Origin of the sequence: Bifidobacterium sp. (genome assembly GCF_022647885.1) — a bacterium.
Lineage (GTDB): Bacteria > Actinomycetota > Actinomycetes > Actinomycetales > Bifidobacteriaceae > Bombiscardovia.
This window is the reverse complement of the sequence record NZ_JALCLM010000001.1, coordinates 371,025-389,545: the sequence shown is the minus strand read 5'-3', so window position 1 is coordinate 389,545 and position 18,521 is coordinate 371,025. Positions and strand designations below refer to the sequence as shown.

Genomic DNA, 18,521 nt, shown 5'->3' with positions numbered 1-18,521 from the left:
TACGACACTCTGAAGCCAGCGGAAGCCTGTATTCGTCCTTCGCACACACCATAAAGCAGAGCGTTACTTGACTTGTCTATTATCGCCATATACGCAAGCCAGGCATAAGTATTGTTCGTATGAGCCAATATCGACGTTGGAAGGGCAAGAGTGGGACAGCTACATCAATTTGGTGCTAGCTAAGTTCCTGTTTACCCAAGCATTGAAACGCACCATTGGTCGCCGTAAGACCAGTCCCAAGAACAGCGTAGGAATCAAAAACAGAGCGAGCATACCCATCGCCTGCCAATATTCAGAACCATAGGAATCCGTCATAGCGGCATGCATTGCGTCAATAGCATGCGGGAAAGGCAAAAATGGATAGACGGCCCTAAAGAAACCTGGAAGCATTTCAATTGGGAAGGTGCCGCCCGAACCGGCAACTTGCATAACCAGCAGCACTACACACAAGGCCTTACCTACGTCACCAAAGGAGAGCGTTAGGGTGTACATAATACTGGAAAATACCAATGCAGCAAGCCACGCAACGAGCATGAATTTGAATGCATGATTTGCTTGAACGCGTAGATAAAATAAATCTCCAAGTGCGGCTAAACCAGCCTGGAACAATGCAATGCTCAGAAATATCAGGTAACGGCCAAAGTATTGCTGATGTGCTTTGAGTGCCTTCTCTGGATTGCCACGGTGCGCTTTCTTGTCGTCAACGATGGTCTGCATGCCGAGTACAGCCGCACGCTGTCGATCCGAGATATTCACCGAAACCATTGCCACAAGAATGATGCTGCCCACCCATATGGAGAGCACCGTATAAAACGGGGTCATCGCTGAGCCATAATTCGCTATAGGGTATACAGCTGTGCGATGCAATGAGACAGGTGATGCCAACAATGTTGCGAGTGCATCCGGATCTGATGAGTTGAGCTCTTCGAGATTTTCTGGATTGCCATTGTTATAGGCCGCAGTCAGTTTATTCCCAAAATCTGTTAACTGATCGGAAGCGCTTTGTAATGAATCTGCCCCACTGCCAAGATCGCCACGGATCGCAGAGATATCGGTCAGTAAATTATCTGACAAGTGAGTTACTCCGCCGGCAGTTGTCCCAAGGTCTGAGAGGATTCCATCAGTTTGAGTAACCAGATCGCTCACTGAGCTATTAAGCGCCTGAAGTTTTGGTTTGAGGTTCTTGTCATAATCAGAGGATAGCGATGCTATTGATGACTGCGCATCAGCAATACGCTGCTTCACAGTTTGCTGCATCGTTGAAATTGAAGTATTTCCCTGTTTCACGCTTGAAGCTGCTTGGCCAAGACTGTTGGCAACGCTGCGTAGTGAACTTTCAGCGGAGGTAGCCCTACTCGCAGCATTCTCAAGCGCTTGCTTCAGATCTGCTTGGGATGCAGATTCAGCTTGCTCAGAGAGCTTATCGGCAAGATCCTTAAAACCATCTGCGTTTGTATTCACCTTCTTCTGTAATGCAGTCATCTGCCCAGCTGCAGCAGTGGATTGCTCTCCCACAGCAGAGAGAGCTTGATCGATTTGAGCAGATATCTGGTCGTATGCTTTACTGGCTTGTCCAAGTGCAGCACTCAGCGAATTGCTACTGGCGTTGAGCGTGCTTTCAAATGAATTCATGCCAGCAGAGCCCTGCTTAAGAGCAGCTGTCGCACCATCGGCACTCTTTGTACTTTGAAGCAACAAACTGTTGGTAGAGGTAATTATGGTTTGCGACGATTGCAACAAACTGGAATATGCGCGCAGCTGCTCACTCGCCGTATGGAGTTGGCTAGCCAAATCGCCGACGTGTCCTGTTGCCGTGGTCACATATTGCTTCATTTCAGGACTTTGAGCATATTTCAATAGGCTAGAAGCAATATCCAAACCAACTGTGCCAATGGTTTTCGCAAAGCTCTGATCGATAGTTGTAGTCAACGTGTCTGCGCCTTTACCTGTGATATGTGGCGCTATAGCATTCGTTTTTTCATTGATAACATATTCCAATTTAGCGTGAGTAACTTCGGACGAAAACAGAGTCATCATGTCGGCACTAAATTGCTTAGGAATGATAATGGCCGCGTAATACTCACCAGAGGACACGCCATCCATCGCTTCCTCTCTGTTGGTAAACTGCCAGTCCAAGGAATCATTGGCTCGTAATTTGTTGATTACAGTTTCTCCAACGTTGACACGAATCGGCATCAGATCTGATTTATAACCTGTATCTTGATTGGCGACAGCAACCTTTAACGACTTGGTATTGTCATATGGGTTCCAGCTGGCAGCAATATTGAACCAGGCGTAGAGAGCAGGCACCACAATCAGACCGATAAGAACGATAACGCCTATCACATTTTTGGTCAGGTTGCGCAAATCTCGGGTGTAAATTCTCCAAATATTGTTCATGCTGTGATGCCCCGCTGCTGAGTCGAATCATGTGCAGTCTGAGTGCTGTAATCCAGTTGCTTCGCGAAACTGTCTCGCATATATTCCACAACAATAAGATAAAAATCAATCAGGATAATAGATACAATCCACAAAATTAGCATCACAATTTTTGCTTCGACGCTGAACAGCAGCACCAGAAATACTAGCGGCAAAACCACCACCATCACCAAACCAGTACGAACCAATCTTGGGTATAACGATAGGAAACGGTGAGCTCGGTGAACAATGGTCTTGCGGTACTCCTGAGTATTGCCAAAGACCTGCAGCAGAGAACGCATGCCTATCGAATCACGCTCTGCATGACTTTGTTCAGTAATGAGCAAATCAGTGGCGGCAAGCCTTCGATCAAACACGGCGTTAAGGTTTACCAACATTTTGCGACCAACGATACCTATGAGTAATGCTAAGGGTAAGTACCAGAAGATAGCGAGCATATTGCCCCAGTAATGGCTGTGATACATGCCGCCAATGGTCTCCCTCATCGCATTAATGCCATAGGTGAATGGTAACCACGGGCTGAGATTGCGGAAGAATTGCGGCATGAGCTCAATCGGATACATACCCGATGAACCCGGAATCTGCAGAATGAGCACAATAACAGCAATGGCTTTCCCAATGTGTCTGAGAGCTGATGCCAAAGCATAAATAATATTCACGTACACCAGCGAGATAAATGTGCCAGCAAGTACGAAAAGCACTGGATGGTCATTTTGCACTCCGATAACCAAATCCCCCACTGTCACAATCACCGACTGCAATATGCCGATCAGTGTGAGTAGCAGCCCTCGACCAAGGTAAGCTTGCGCTGCATTCATCTTATCGAGGCCTTCTCGATCAACTTCAAGCTTGTATATAGCAATGATGACAAATCCGCCAACCCATAGAGCCAGATTCGTGTAAAACGGTGTGACCGCAGAACCATAATTGTTGATCGGATACACCACAGTGGTTTTCAACGACACAGGAGAAGCCATGAATTCTCCGATGCTAGCTGCATCCAAGTTAAGCAAACTCGACATTTTTTGTATTAACGCTGAGCTGTTCAATGCAGCAATGTCATCCCGCACTGAGATTAATCCAGTTGTTACCGATGACAGTGCTGCATCGGTTGAGGCCATTGTCGATCTGGTCTCATTGAAGGTGCTGATGAGCTGACCCATCAAGGCTTTGGATTGAGACACCGTGGAAGACAGAGCAGTGAGCGTGCCCGACAGCGTGCCCGTCATGGCCGAGAAGTTATCCATACCATTGAGCAGTCCGGGTATAACCGTCCCAGATAGAGTGGTGCTTGCAGTGTCGAGCGCAGCAATGCCACTATTCGTTGAAGTAGAAACCGCAGCACTAAGGCTGGTAGCTGCTGATTTTCCTGAATTGATGATTGTTGACGATGAGTTCCTAAAAGCATCTAACTGTTGCTGTTGCGTAGTATTAGCATCACGCAACTGCTGAATCTGCGCTTCTATCTGCTTATATAATTCGTCTTGAGAATCGAGTCCAGATTCATCCAAGGATGTTTGGAGCTTAGTAATCGCTTGATCATTAGCATCGATAACACTTCCTATCGCACTATTCACCCGATCGGTTGCTCGAGCAGCATCATTGAAACTGCCCACCACAGTTCCTGACAGTGCGTTCGCATCTACAGCGATCCCAGATAGTCCTGTTGACCCCTTGCTGAGTCCTGTAAGCAGGGAATTAGCAAATACCAGCGAGCTACTCCTGCTTTGTTGTAGTACAGCCTGTGTATCTTCTAGCGTTTGCTGCGCAGTGGCTATCTGTGATACGAGTTTGTCGGTATGTTGCTGAGCAGTACGAATATCTTGTTCTGCTTGTTGCATAGTTCCTGACACAGCAGAGAGCGTCGTTTGCACATGATTAATGTTGTCTATTGCGTCGTTGAGATCAGCAGCTACGGATGCCGTTGCACTGTGTTTCGAAGAATCAATCACTCCTGCGGCATTCACTATATGTTTGACCACAACATTGCTGACCGTCGAAACAAATGTGGAATCTATTTGCTCTTCGATTGCGCTGGCACCGGAGTCTGTAACTTTGGGAGCAACAGCATTCTTCTTCTCATTCACATAATATTGCAACGATGCTCGCGATGAGCTGCCATCAATAGAGTTAATCAGGCTACGGCTAAAATTCTTGGGAATCACGATTGCTGCATAATATTCACCAGAATCTACGCCTGTAATTGCATCATCGCGACTGACGAAGGTCCAACCTAAATCATGGTTGTTTTCAAGATTATCGACCACCTGCTTGCCAACATTGAGCTGTCCAGCGAGATCAGAGTCATATCCCTGATCCGCATTGGCCACAGCAACCTTGATGTTGCTGGTGTTGGAGTACGGGTCCCAATTAGCAATGATGTTGAACCACGCGTACAGCGAAGGAATAATAATAACGCCTAGAGTTATTACCACAGCCACAGGGTTGCGTAGCAGCCGGACGGCGTCACGAATGAAGATACAAAACACTGTCTTCACGCTTACGCCTCCTTATCCTGAGTCTGCTTAAGCCCAAAGCTGCTACCTGTTATTTCGTATAAGCCTCTGCCGTCACCGCATTCGCATCTGGGAGACCCTGACGAAACGACTCGCATAAGCCTCCCTCGATTGCTTTTCACGCGACAGCATAAGTTACTTTTCAGATGATGCAGGAGCACAGTTTAACGCCTGATACAGGAAATCGCGCTGTGCAATAAGCAGATTTTCCGCCACGGTCTCATCATTAGTCATATGCGTGATCCCATTGAGCGACAATACCACATGATCTTTGCCCGCAGCGAGCAATGCTTGCGAGAGGCGAAGCGTATTTGCCACCGATACATTATCGTCAGCAAATCCATGAATGAGCATGAGTGGACGCCGTAATCCAGCAGCGTCGTCTAGCAGTCCATTGGCCTTATAGATGTCAGGGTCAAGACCCAGATAGCGCTCGGTGTAATGAGTGTCATACAGCGTCCAGTCCGTTGGGGGAGCTCCTGCACACGCAGCATGCACTGAATCTGGTGCTCTGAGTACTGCGAGCGCCGAAAGAAAACCACCGTATGACCAGCCAATCATGGCTACGTGTTGTAGATCTGCTTCCTGAGCAAACTCTGGCAAGGCATGCAGTGCGTCAATCTGGTCACGGAGCGTTACCGCTGCCATATCTTTGAAAATTGCGCGATCCCATGCAGGCCCACGCCCTGTTGTTCCATGTCCGTCGGCAGTCAACACAATGAAGCCCTGATCTGCCCACCACTGCGATTCCCAATACATGGCTTGATTCGATGTCACCTGTTGAAATCCTGGTCCTCCATAGGGTTTAAGCAGCACTGGAAGGCTTTGCGCATGCTCATATGGACTACCTTGGGAAGGCCTGATAATAGCGGCTTGTAAGTGATTCTCACCAAGTTCCACAAACTGCACTCGAGGTACGAAACCGACCTCAGCAGCATTGTTTTCAATACTTGCTTGCCACACTTGGTCTCCGACAACCCAAGAATGGGTCATTTGACTGTGAGCAGAGTCCATATCTCTACCGCTAATTACTAAACCAGAACCCTTGCGTGAGGCTGTCCACACACCTGGATGATCGTTAAGCGTTCGCACGGAACCGTCAAAGCCGAGGATTACCACATCGAAACTTCGCGGATCTCGCGATACCACAGCAAGCACACCGGAATCATCGACATCAATCAACTCACGCAGCTGCAACCCTTCAGGAGAGAAAGCTTTACCATTGATTTCAAGACGATTAGTGTCACTATGCTGGTCAGACACAGCTGAAATTACCCGGCCGTCCGACGTTTTACAGGGGCAACCACCGAACAAATCAATCCACGCATCATTACTATGCTGCTGAAGAAGCTCAGCATCAATGTGTTGCATCGCTTTATCAGAATTCTTCTGTGGAATCTGTTGCGCTTCTAATGACTCCGAGGAGGAGAAAGGTATTGTCAGAATCTGTTCTTTATTTTGCAGTCGATTCTGAACTAATATGAGCGGATTATTGCCTTTCTGCCAATTTACAGCAGCTAAATATTCGAATTCCTTGTGATCCCATTGCACTGTTGCACGCGATTGGACCACGATGCCGCCGTTATCAGTATGCGTATCGAAATGTACAGCGATGAGGTCGACTTCCGCATTATTAGTGAGTGCGCGTGGGTACCTGCGACCTACAGCAGGGCGATCAGGATTCGCCGGATCACTGATATACCAGACTGTTTCTTGAGATTCATCAGCTCGTTCAACCAACATGGCATCAGAATCAGGAGACCACCAAAAACCGTCATAGCGGTCCATTTCTTCACCGGCTACGAATTCTGCTAGGCCAATAGTCGTATCTGGATATGCCGTAGGGTCTACATCCAGCACCACTTGCGCATCGCTGATTCTCTGCGAAGACACCACAACCATTTTGGTGCCTGTGCTATAGGCGATTTGGGAACCGTCAGGACTGATTCTCGGATTGAGTACTGGCCTCAAATCCGCTGTGCTCTGCTTTGATTCACCTGTCAGAGGCACTTCACGAGTCTGTATTTCGCCGCTTTCACTATTTAACTCACTCAGCCATAGACGCCCGTCAAGGGGGAACACAACGGTATCACCAGCGTCATCTACGCTGAACGACACAATGCCTTTAGCACCTTCGCGTGCGCGCTCGCGCCGTGCACGTTCTTCTGCTGGAATTTCTTCACGCTGATCACCAATAAGTAATGCCCGTGGGTCTGCTACTACACGTTCCTCATGGTTTCCCTGATTGTCAAACACGCTGAGCCACAAACTGGTACTCAAATCTTCTGGTCCGTCAGAACGCAGAAACAGTGCTCTGCTCCCGTCGCCGATCACCTGTGCAGATCGGGGTGCTCCGAGGCTAAAACGTAGCGTTCTGGCACGCTTTTTCGGAAAATCAGATATCACATCATTACTCACGGTATGCTTGGATTCGCCCATGTAACTCACGCTAGCACTATGTATGAAACGGTCAGAGAGCGACATCGCTTGAAGACTTTGCAAGTATTGCCTCCCCCAGCGATACCAAACGAGCGCACTGCGTAGGATGATGTGAGTATAAAGAAAGGGATGACTATGAGCGTTCTCGACCGTTTTGAGAAAAGCGTTGAAAGTGCCGTAAACGGCGTATTCTCAAAGTTCGGCTCAAAGGATCTTCAGCCTGTCGATCTGTCCAGCGCACTTGAGCGCGAAATCGACGCACAGGCGATGCCTATGGGTCGTGACCGCACAGTCGCACCCAACGAATATCGCTTCAAGCTGTCCACTCCGGACTTCGACCGTATTGAGCAGTGGGGTTCGGAAGCTCTGGCGAATGAGCTGGCTGATAACCTCACCAAATATGCCGAAAGCCAGCACTATGCGTTCGTCGGGCCCGTGGTCGTAATTTTTGAAGAGGATCTCAACCTCAGCAAGGGTGATTTCCATCTCACTTCAGAGTCTGTGCAAGGGAATGCGGCACCCGTAACTGCACCAAGCGAGACTAAAGATTGCCCCGTTCTGGAAATTAACGGTAGGCAGTACCTCCTAACAGCACCAAAAACAGTGTTAGGCAGAGGATCAAATAGCGATATTGTCATTGATGATCCAGGCATCTCTCGTAGACATCTTGAGATTGATATCACTGATAAAGGCGTGATTGCCCGCGATTTGGGTTCCACAAATGGCACCTATGTAGAAGGTCATCAGGTACCAGCTGCAACCCTGCTAGACGGCAACACTGTCACCATTGGACGTACCCGTATCCTGTACTGGGCTTCATCGCAGGAGCAGGGGTAGGTCCTGCATAGGCGTAAGGTCTAGAGTATGACGGAACTTACATTCGCCATCCTGAAGTATGGGTTTCTAGCCCTACTGTGGCTGTTCGTATGGCTAGCTATACGTTCACTACACAAGGAAATCACGGCCTTTTCGCCCCGCCCTTCACGGGCGCGAAGAAGGCGTGAAAAGGCGGCACGGGAAGCAGTATCGGTATCTGCACAGTCGGTACCAGCGCAAGATTCGGCACCTCGTAGCAGCTCTTCACAACACTCCGCACAGGATGCCGGCCCCACACTGTTGGTTGTTATTGACGGACCTATAGCAGGGGTATCAGTACCTCTTGGTCATCAGGCGATTACATTAGGCCGCGCAGCGTCAAACACTATGGTTCTTGATGATGAATTCGTCTCATCTCACCATGCCAGTGTGGCCCCTGACTCAAGTCGCGGCTGCTGGGTTATTCACGATTTACACAGCACCAACGGTACAGTTGTAGATGGCCAGCGCATTAGCGAACCTACTGTTTTGGAACCGAGAGTTCCTGTACGCATAGGCGCAACCACTTTCGAGTTGAGGTAACGCGGCATGAACGATAACCGGTCAGCTCCTTCACTCTTCCTCTATTCCACTGCAGTCTCAGATGTCGGCTATGTGCGCAGCAACAATCAAGATTCTGCATTTGCAGGAGAACGCTTAGTAGCAATCTGCGACGGTATGGGAGGCCATGCAGGGGGCGACACCGCATCGACTATTGCTATACGGTCTCTAGCGCATATTGAGCGTGATGATACTGATAACGACGTGCAAAATGTCGCAGAAATGATGGAAACCTCAGTTATGGCAGCTCATGATGCCATAGTGGGGAAAGCAAAACGTGAACGCAGACTGTCTGGAATGGGCACAACCGTTACCAGTGTGGCGTTAGTTGGCGGCTATTGGGTTCTTGCACATATAGGTGATTCTCGTGCATATTTGCTGCGTGATGGGCACATTATTCGCGTGACGCAAGACCACAGTTACGTTCAGCACCTGATTAATACCGGCAGAATTAGTGAAGCCGAAGCTAAAAATCATCCGCAACGCAATGTAGTAATGCGCGTCCTCGGCGATTTCGATATCGATCCGCATCCTGATATTTCTATTCGTGCTGCAAAACCGGCAGATCGTTGGCTATTATGCTCTGATGGTCTATGTGGAGTACTCGAGAGCTCCACAATAGAGGAAACCTTAGCTTCCATTTCAGATCAGGAAGAATGTGCACAACGTCTAGTAATGATGGCTTTGAAAGCTGGCAGTACTGACAACGTGACTGCCGTGGTAGCAGATGCCACATTGGCGTTGGACGCTAATGCCTTTGACATCCCGCATCAACATCCGATAATCGCCGGTGCTGCAAGCGCCAGCCTCGAACCTATAGCCGATATTGTTGGTACGCCCGTAACCACTGCTCCCAAACTACGAGAAGGTAATGGTTCGCCTGCCCAGCGAGCAGCTGCTCTTTCTGGTAATTCCAGCAAACCACGTTCACATCAACAAGGTGAAGAAGAAGGTGTCAGAACAGCACAGCCTTCATCCACACGCGAAGACCGTGGGGATCGCCAGGTTCCTGATACCGGCGAAATTCCTGTTGTTCACAAAAAGGACGGCAGCGCCAGTGCAGATCCCAATGATCCTGCCGTCGCCAGAGCCATACATCACAAGCATGTTGAACAACGTCAGCAGCACCGTTCTCGTAAACGTCGGATACAAATTATTCTTGCCTCATTCGTTGGCGTGGTCTTAGCAGTCGTCGCAATTGGGGTATTTGCTTCCTACCGTTGGAGCCAAACGCAATATTACTTAGGCGAGAGCGATAACGTCGTCACTATCTATCAGGGTGTGCCCACGAATGCCTTTGGGTTCAACCTCTCACATGAGGTCGAACGCACCACCATTACGGTAAGTTCTTTACCAAAGTCATGGCGAGAACAACTCAGTGAGGGCATCAGCGTGGAGAATCTGCAGGAGGCTCGTAAGCATGCTCGTTTGATTAAGAGCGAGGCAAGTAATCTCTCTGATGAAAACTCTTCGTCTTCAGCGAGCGCGTCAGCTTCATCCTCAACCTCTTCTTCAGGATCCGCTTCACCAAGCGGGGAGAAGACATCATGAGCATTCGGGTGAGACTGAGACAAATTGGATTATTACTATTTGCTATGGGTATTAGTGCAATAGGATTTTTCCAGTTATTGCGTAGAACTTCAGGAAATCTGTCATTCTCGTTCCTAGTGCTCTTACTCGTGGTTGCAGGGTTATTTGTGTTGTTGTGGGCACTTGCAGCGCGCTTCCAGCCCTATGCGAGTCAAACCATACTGCCTTGCGTGCTGTTACTGAGCTCAATAGGCATCATGCTGATCGCCAGAATTGATATAGCCAATACTGCCTTAGGTAAGGCCTCAGATGTAGCCACCAGACAGCTGGTTTGGCTTGCGATGGCTTTGATTCTAAGCTGTGTACTCATTGTCTGTTTACGCGATTACCGTGTGCTCAGACGCTTCTCTTATGTCAGCATGGTTATCGGCATCGCTTTACTGCTGTCTCCAATGTTGCCAGGCATCGGCAGAGAAATTGGTGGCGCTCGAATCTGGATTGGTATCGGTAGTCACAGTCTGCAGCCGGGGGAATTCGCAAAACTCTTCCTTGCATTCTTCTTCGCATCGTATCTCTTTGATCACCGTGACCAGCTTGCTGTTGGTGGGAGCAAATTCCTCGGTGTGCGATTGCCTCGAATCCGCGATCTCGGACCTATTATTGTGGTCTGGGTAGCTTCAATGGGTGTGTTGGTTCTTCAACACGACCTTGGTACTTCATTGATGTTCTTCGCTATGTTCGTGTCAATGCTGTATGTTGCAACCGGCCGCCGCAGCTGGATATTTCTCGGCGCGGTGTTCTTTGTCATTGGCGCAGTTGCTGCAACTGTGATGTTCAGCCATGTTAATGCCAGAGTTGATGCATGGCTCCATCCTTTCAGCGACGCTGAATACAACAAAGCATTTGGAGGATCAGGACAGCTAGTTCGTGGCGTGTTCGGTTTAGCAACTGGGGGCTTGCTAGGTACAGGTTTAGGCGAGGGACATCCGTGGTTCACTCCTCTGGCGAACTCAGATTTTATTTACTCTTCTGTTGGTGAGGAATTAGGTCTGGTTGGCTTGCTGGTGGTGTTGATGCTGTATCTTATTTTCATTGCTTCAGGAATGATTACTGCAATGAAAATTAAAGACGGTTTCGGCAAACTACTTGCCTCGGGTTTGGTTTTCACTATGGCTTTTCAGGTGTTCACTGTTGTCGGTGGTATCACGCTGGTCATACCACTAACAGGTCTGACGATGCCATTCATGGCAGCGGGCGGTTCGAGTATGGTGGCAAATTCTATACTTGCTTCACTATTAATTGTTATTTCCAACCAAGCCAATCGACCCGATCCCGAAGTGTCCTCCGAAACTTTTCAACACGAGGCATTGGCAGCGTTACGCGACCATGAGATAAAAAGCAGGCAGGCAGCCAAAAACTCCGAATCTGAGAGCCCAGACAATACATCACAATTCCCAGTAGCCAAAGAACACTCAGCAACAACACCAGCTCGCATCGCTAGAGGAGGGGCACAATGAATAAGTCTTTACGTCAGCTGTTCACCGCGGTCATCGTCCTCTTCGTTATTTTGGGTATGTCTACAACGATATTGATGACCTTCCGCGCTGGTGCGCTTAATGCTGATTCGCGCAACAGTCGCGCTCTATACCACGAATTCGGTATTCCTCGAGGTTCCATTCTTGCTTCGGACGGTACAGTCTTAGCAGAATCCGATCCTTCTAATGATTCTCTGGAATATCAGCGAAAATACTCCAATGGTGCCGTATACGCTCCAGTCACCGGATATTACTCCATTACGGCACGAGCGGATCGGGGTGTGGAAGCTTCACGCAATGAACTCCTTAGCGGGCAATCCGATAGCCTGTGGTGGAATAAGTTCAAATCGTTGATTTCTGGTAATCAAAATCGCGGTGCCTCGATAGAAACATCCATCAATCCAAAATTACAGTCGCTGGCATACTCCTTGCTTGGTAGCAAATCAGGGTCTGTGGTAGCCATTGAGCCGAGCAGTGGTCGAATCCTTGCCATGGCCAGCACGCCAAGCTATGACCCGAACACGCTTGCCGTGCATGATTCTACTAAGGCGAATTCCACCTATACATCGCTAGTGCAGGATTCCAATAACCCCATGCTCAACCGCGCTACATCCGAGCACTATCCGCCAGGATCAACCTTCAAAGTTGTGGTTGCAGCAGCCGCTCTTGAATCGGGCAAGTACAAAGAAGACACTCAACTCCCAGCAGGAAGCTCATATACGTTACCGGGTACTAATACGCAACTTACCAATACCACCACAGCGGCAAACGGCACGAATAACAAAATCTCTTTAAGTGATGCCTTGGCGTATTCCTCAAATACTGCATTCGCTCAACTTGGCGTGGCTCTTGGCAATAAAGCTATTAGTGACGAGGCCACTAAGCTCGGATTTGGCACATCCATAACTGTGGATGGCACGTCGACAACTGGCGTACCTATGAAAGCCACTGCTTCTAGCTTCCCCGACACAGCGACAGCAGACAAGCTTGCTCTCGCTTCAATCGGACAAGGTGACACCGTTGAGACACCGTTGCAAAACGCTATGATTGCCGCTGCAGTCGCCAATAACGGAAAGCTAATGCAGCCAACGATTGTTGATCGTGTGCGTTCCAGTGACTTGAGTGTAATCTCACAAACCAGCCCATCGGTATACTCTGAGGCATTCTCTTCTGATACAGCTAAGGCATTGACCAGCATGATGAAAAGCATGGTGGTGAAGGATGCCCCTGATTTGCAACTCTCAAATGCTACGGTAGCTGCTAAGAGCGGAACCGCACAAACAGGTGATAATTCCTCAATAGATGCTTGGATGATTGGTTTTGCACCGGCTGATAATCCCAAAATTGCTGTCGCCGTGGTCGTGCGTGACGCGGAATCAGCGGGAGTACTCACCGCCGGACCAATTATGAAAAAGATCATGCAGGAGGCGCTCAAATGAAACTTATCGAGGGCCAACTCATCCATCGAAGGTATCGACTCGACCAACGTCTAGCACAGGGCGGCATGGGTGAGGTGTGGAAGGGTTACGACATCGAGCTCAACCGAACTGTGGCTATCAAAGCTCTTCGTGGAGATATCACCAATGAAGAAGCAAAGCTACGTAGGTTACGCGCAGAAGCTCATAATTCCGCCAATCTAGCTCATCCCAACATTGCGGCCTTGTTTGAATATTATGAACATGACGGCATCGGATTCTTGATTATGGAATATGTTCCTAGCAAGTCTCTTGCAGAAATTTTCCAAGATACCGGGTCAATGGATGCCATTGATTTACTGCCTATTTTGATTCAAACCGCACGCGGACTCTTCGTAGCTCACTCGCATGGAGTTATTCATAGGGATGTGAAACCGGCGAATATTATGGTCTCAGACACGGGAGAGGTCAAGATCACTGATTTTGGCGTATCGTACTCAACCAATCAGGGGCAAATTACCCAAGATGGCATGGTTGTAGGTACGGCACAATACATCTCACCCGAACAAGCACAGGGTTTGAAAGCTACACCTCAATCTGACATATATTCTTTAGGAGTAGTGGCGTACGAAGGCTTATGCGGCCATAGGCCGTTCACAGGTGCCACTGCGGTAGATATTGCGGCAGCACATGTCAATGAAGCAGTTCCTCCGCTCCCCGATACGGTAGATGTCCAGTTAGCGGCTTTCATTATGTCAATGTTGGCAAAAGATCCTCTAGATCGCCCGCCCGATGCCATGATGGTGTCAAAAACTTTGGCTCGAATAGAACGGAGATTGCTGGATCAGCAAACTCACGACACCGAGCTCATTCTTGAGCCAAACCGACGGTTACCCAGACGTGTAGTTAGCGCTCCACATGCCGTTCAAAATATGCTACAAGCTGCTTGGCAGTCTTCGCGTAAGCTAACGACTGCAGATCTGGGCGCAGCCGCCAGAATTGTACAAAACTTGAACACCGAATCAGAGATGTTGAGCAGAGAGGATTCGATATGAGCAGCACGTTGCCTTCATCATTGGCGAATGGGCGCTATGAGCTGGGTCAACTCATAGGACGGGGAGGTATGGCTGAAGTCCATGTCGCTCAGGACGCACGCTTGGGGCGCACAGTCGCCATTAAGATTATGCGTTCGGACCTGACCAACGATGAGATCTTCTTGTCACGCTTCCGCCGTGAAGCTCATTCTGTCGCTCAGCTCAATAATCCGAATATCGTATCCATCTACGATTCCGGCGAAGAGACCCTCGAGGACGAAAATGGCAACCATGAGCGCGTGCCCTATTTGGTGATGGAGTACGTGAAGGGTCAAACTCTACGCGACATTATCAAATCGAATGGTCCGCTCAGTCAACGGGACGCTGAACAGGTGATGCTGGGCGTACTGAACGCTCTGGAATACTCACACAGAATGGGTATTATCCATCGCGATATCAAGCCAGGCAACATCATGATTAGCGATCAGGGCATGGTCAAGGTCATGGACTTCGGTATTGCTCGCGCCCTAGATGATTCCGCAGCTACTATGACGCAATCTCAGGGCGTAGTAGGCACCGCGCAATATCTAAGCCCAGAACAAGCTCGTGGCGAGAGCGTAGACATGCGTTCCGACTTGTACTCTGCCGGATGTGTACTCTACGAAATGCTTACAGGACGTCCCCCATTTAAGGGCGATTCTGCGGTAGCTATCGCTTACCAACATGTTTCTGAAGTAGCCACTCCTCCAAGCGCACTTATCCCAGGTTTGCCAAAAATGTGGGATTCGATTTGCGCGAAAGCCATGGCAAAAGACCGCCAAAACCGCTACGGTACCGCTGCAGATTTCAAAAATGATGTATTGACCTTCATGAATGGTGGCACGCCAATCGCTGCCGCATTCAACCCTCTCACTGACCTATCTAATATGAAGGCGAGAAAAGATGCAGAGCAAGATGCCACTACTGTGGCAATGAGCTCTCCGACAGAAACACTTGCCGCAACGCAAGCCTTCAATCCCAACGGAATGCAATCCTCTCCAGAAAACGGGAATCTTGCCACAGCCTCACGCACCGAACAACGTGCAGCGGATAAAAAACACAAACGTCGAAAAGCCATTATCCTCTGGTCGATTCTGGGAGTTGTAGCCCTACTCGCTGCAATCGGTGCCATTTGGTATCTCAACCAACCTGATTCGTCACAAACTGTTGCGGTTCCTGAGATCACGTCACAAATGTCAGCAGCCCGCGCACAAGAGAAGATTGAAAGTGCTGGACTGGTATTTCAAGAAAAGCAAGATACCAATTCAACGGAACCTCAAGGCACCTTCACCAAACAAAGCCCCAAGGCAGGCAATCAGGTTGAAAAAGGTTCGACGGTTACCGTTTGGTTCTCAGCTGGTCCGCAATCGGTCAAAGTCCCTGATGTCACTGGTAAATCACAAGATGAAGCTCGCCAAGAATTAGAAAGCGAAGGATTTACCGTAGGCTCAACTGCATCGGTCGAAGATAGTGGAACCGTGGAGAAAGACCATGTAACACGCACAGATCCTGCCGCAGGACAGTCCTTGGCAAAGGGCAGCAGCGTGCTGCTATATATTTCCTCCGGAATGACCAAAGTTCCTGATGTAGCTGGTAAATCACAGGCAGAAGCCTTACAAACTCTGAACGATCAAGGTTTCAATACCAACACTACCGAGGAAAATTCGGATTCTGTTGCTGCCGGTTCCGTGACTAGAACGAACCCTGGATCTGGCACATCTGTCGAACAGGGAACAGCTATTACTGTGTATATCTCTAAAGGAAAAGAGCAGGTAACTGTTCCTAGCTTGGTTGGTATGACTCTTAACGATGCGAAGAAGGCTCTGAGCAGTGCTTCCCTGACTCTCGGTACCATTAGTGGTTCGCAAGATGGTTCTTCAACCGTTACTCAGCAGAATCCTGCAGCAAATACATCTGTTGACAAGAGCGCGTCTGTTTCACTGACAACTGTTGCGCCTTCATCGTCGTATAGCCCAAGCAGCGTTGTAGGCATGACCCAAAGCGCTGCCACTACCGACCTAGAATCGCATAATTACACAGTCAAGCGGTCCAGCACTACCAGCCTAGATACCGATACGGTAACGAGAGTCACTGTCAATGGCACAGAAGTGACGTTGTACACCGATTCAGACTGACCGCTGCCTCGTTCAGTAGAACTATTCGTGCCTTACGTACATGAATAGTTCTACTGAGATACAGAGTTTGGTGTGTGAGAAATTCTTGGTGTGAGTACAACAGATTTCTGATACGAGAACACCATCGAGGCCAACGCTAACGCTTAACAACCTTAGGTTTCAGCCCCTCAGAAAGCTCTACAGCGTTGCTTTGTCCACACACAAGAAGCCAATTGGCAAGAAGGCGATATCCACCTTCGGTCATTACTGACTCAGGATGAAATTGCACTGCGTATAGCGGCAAATCTCGATGTTTCAGCCCCTGAATAATTCGATCCGTTTGCGTCCAAGCGGTCACCACCAGCTCATCTGAAACCGTTGCTGGCTCAACAGCGAGCGAATGATAACGAGTAGCGATCATCGGATCTGCTATACCAGCAAATATTTCGTCATCGATATGCTCCACCGCACTAGTTTTGCCGTGCATAATTGTCGGAGCGTGGTCCACCGTGCAACCGTATACTTCCGCAAGCGCTTGCAATCCTAGGCATACGCCAAACATTGGAGTCTTCGTTTGCGCGCACAATCTGATCATGCCTTCACTCACGCCTGAATCTGCAGGAGCTCCTGGACCAGGAGAAATTAACACACCATCAACATCAGCAAGCAACTCAGGATTATCGCTAGCAATAGCATCGTTACGCACAACTGTGACTGTTGCCCCTAAGGTTTTCAAATAACCCACGATGGTATATACAAACGAATCATAGTTGTCGATAACCAATATCTTCGCGCTATCCGTCATGCCACTCCCCGAACTATATTGCGATGTTCTTTACTGTGCCACAGCTTTCACTGCGGCAGCTTCTTGTCACATTATCGCGCATTTCCGCCATCAATGTGTCATAACGAAAGCGATACGAGATGCTACTCCACTGAGACATAATTAGACATCAACTGCAGATATGGCACGTTGGTAGCCAACCACGGGAAGACCCACTGGAAGAGCGCTGCAGTGGCAGCTAAGACTAGCAACAGCATTAGCAGCAGGCGAACAACTCTGATGCCAGGTTGGTGGCGGGTAAGCCAGCCATACATGCTTACTTCAGGACGTGGCCGCACTCCATTACGTATATCGCGCAAAACCGGATATCTCCAAGCGATTATCGCCGCCAAAGAAATCACCAGATAGGCGATGAGAAGCCACATAACCACCGGCGCCAACGAGGTCAGACGATCTAGCACAGATGGGTTGGTATCACTTGAGAAAGTTGCTGCCGCCGACGACGTTGATCCCGCAATTTCTTTCGGAACTCCGTCTGAAACCTTGGCCCAGTAATCAAATTCTCCCCAACTAATCCAGCGATGAGTTGCAGAAGTATATCGAGGCTCGCAAGTCGTCAGCGTGATCATCCGTTTTGTTGCTGAAGCAGAAGGATTTTCAGGATTCGCAGCAACAACATCAGTTTGGTTTGGAAGCACAATTGTATGACTCGTGTAGTGATAGACGTACCAGTAATCTTTGGTACGAACCACAATGGCGTCACCCTCTTGTAACTCATCCACATGGGCCAGTGGCTCGCCATATCCCGAACGATGCCCCGCCACAGCAAAATTGCCTAATTGCCCTGGCATCTGTGTCTCGTGATAATGCCCCAGACCATGTTTGGCGAGTTGTTCGTTGGATGTTCCTTCGACTATGTTGCGCTGCCACGCAGAACCAAAACGCGGCACATATAATTCGCCAACGAGATCTCCCTCGTTGGCGCTGCTTGGTTGTACTGGTGGATCACCAGCCTGAGCACTCGCAATAGAAACAGAGCCGTTTTTGCTGGCAGGTGCTGACCAAGATACCGATTGGCGCTGCTGCAGCTGGCTCTGCGAAGATTCAACACCTGTCCACCACAACTGCCAAACAATATATAAAGCACAGACAGCAGCTAGTGTGAGTAATATTTCACCTAAAATGCCTAACACACTAAACACAGCACTACGTTTAGTGGCTACAGACTGTCTTCTACGTGTACGTGCATGACGCGCCATT

The 18,521-nt window shown here is 49.0% G+C and carries 12 protein-coding genes; 7 read left to right on the top strand and 5 right to left on the bottom strand.

From position 1 onward, the window contains the following. Nucleotides 1-159: 159 nt before the first annotated feature. The 3 genes from LKI20_RS01585 to LKI20_RS01575 form a co-directional block, all read right to left on the bottom strand. A complete protein-coding gene (locus tag LKI20_RS01585) occupies nt 160-2,400 on the bottom strand; it encodes a YhgE/Pip domain-containing protein (protein WP_291768946.1) in 2,241 nt (746 codons plus the stop codon). Then, the gene (locus tag LKI20_RS01580) at nt 2,397-4,937 is read right to left on the bottom strand and encodes a YhgE/Pip domain-containing protein (RefSeq protein ID WP_291768943.1); all 2,541 of its coding nucleotides are present in this window, start codon (nt 4,935-4,937) and stop codon (nt 2,397-2,399) included. The genes LKI20_RS01585 and LKI20_RS01580 overlap by 4 nt, the downstream gene beginning before the upstream one ends. A gap of 153 nt (nt 4,938-5,090) precedes the next feature. Beyond that, nucleotides 5,091-7,394 (bottom strand): S9 family peptidase, encoded by a 2,304-nt coding sequence (locus LKI20_RS01575; protein WP_291768941.1) that lies wholly within the window; start codon nt 7,392-7,394, stop codon nt 5,091-5,093. A gap of 135 nt (nt 7,395-7,529) precedes the next feature. Between LKI20_RS01575 and LKI20_RS01570 the strand changes: the two genes are divergently transcribed. The 7 genes from LKI20_RS01570 to pknB are packed head-to-tail and all read left to right on the top strand — an operon-like array spanning nt 7,530 to nt 16,498. Continuing rightward, a complete protein-coding gene (locus LKI20_RS01570) occupies nt 7,530-8,231 on the top strand; it encodes an FhaA domain-containing protein (RefSeq protein WP_291768938.1) in 702 nt (233 codons plus the stop codon). 27 nt (nt 8,232-8,258) lie between these two features. After that, a complete protein-coding gene (locus tag LKI20_RS01565) occupies nt 8,259-8,792 on the top strand; it encodes an FHA domain-containing protein FhaB/FipA (protein ID WP_291768935.1) in 534 nt (177 codons plus the stop codon). Between the two features lie 6 nt (nt 8,793-8,798). Further along, the gene (locus tag LKI20_RS01560) at nt 8,799-10,361 is read left to right on the top strand and encodes a PP2C family protein-serine/threonine phosphatase (RefSeq protein ID WP_291768932.1); all 1,563 of its coding nucleotides are present in this window, start codon (nt 8,799-8,801) and stop codon (nt 10,359-10,361) included. Continuing rightward, on the top strand, nt 10,358-11,857 hold the full coding sequence (locus tag LKI20_RS01555) for an FtsW/RodA/SpoVE family cell cycle protein (protein ID WP_291768929.1): 1,500 nt from the start codon (nt 10,358-10,360) through the stop codon (nt 11,855-11,857). Before LKI20_RS01560 ends, LKI20_RS01555 begins: the two co-directional genes overlap by 4 nt. Next, nucleotides 11,854-13,314: a peptidoglycan D,D-transpeptidase FtsI family protein gene (locus tag LKI20_RS01550; protein ID WP_291768924.1), complete on the top strand. Its 1,461-nt coding sequence runs from the start codon at nt 11,854-11,856 to the stop codon at nt 13,312-13,314. Before LKI20_RS01555 ends, LKI20_RS01550 begins: the two co-directional genes overlap by 4 nt. Then, nucleotides 13,311-14,345: a serine/threonine-protein kinase gene (locus LKI20_RS01545; protein WP_291768921.1), complete on the top strand. Its 1,035-nt coding sequence runs from the start codon at nt 13,311-13,313 to the stop codon at nt 14,343-14,345. The genes LKI20_RS01550 and LKI20_RS01545 overlap by 4 nt, the downstream gene beginning before the upstream one ends. Beyond that, entirely contained in the window at nt 14,342-16,498 is a 2,157-nt protein-coding gene (gene pknB / locus LKI20_RS01540) for a Stk1 family PASTA domain-containing Ser/Thr kinase (RefSeq protein ID WP_291768918.1), read from the top strand. The genes LKI20_RS01545 and pknB overlap by 4 nt, the downstream gene beginning before the upstream one ends. A gap of 136 nt (nt 16,499-16,634) precedes the next feature. Here the strand turns inward: pknB and LKI20_RS01535 are convergent, their stop codons facing one another. Together LKI20_RS01535 and LKI20_RS01530 are read right to left on the bottom strand one after the other, a co-directional pair. Continuing rightward, on the bottom strand, nt 16,635-17,282 hold the full coding sequence (locus LKI20_RS01535) for an anthranilate synthase component II (RefSeq protein ID WP_291768915.1): 648 nt from the start codon (nt 17,280-17,282) through the stop codon (nt 16,635-16,637). Nucleotides 17,283-17,404: 122 nt separating this feature from the next. Continuing rightward, a complete protein-coding gene (locus LKI20_RS01530; RefSeq protein ID WP_291768912.1) occupies nt 17,405-18,520 on the bottom strand; it encodes a class E sortase in 1,116 nt (371 codons plus the stop codon). Between the last annotated feature and the right edge of the window lies 1 nt (nt 18,521).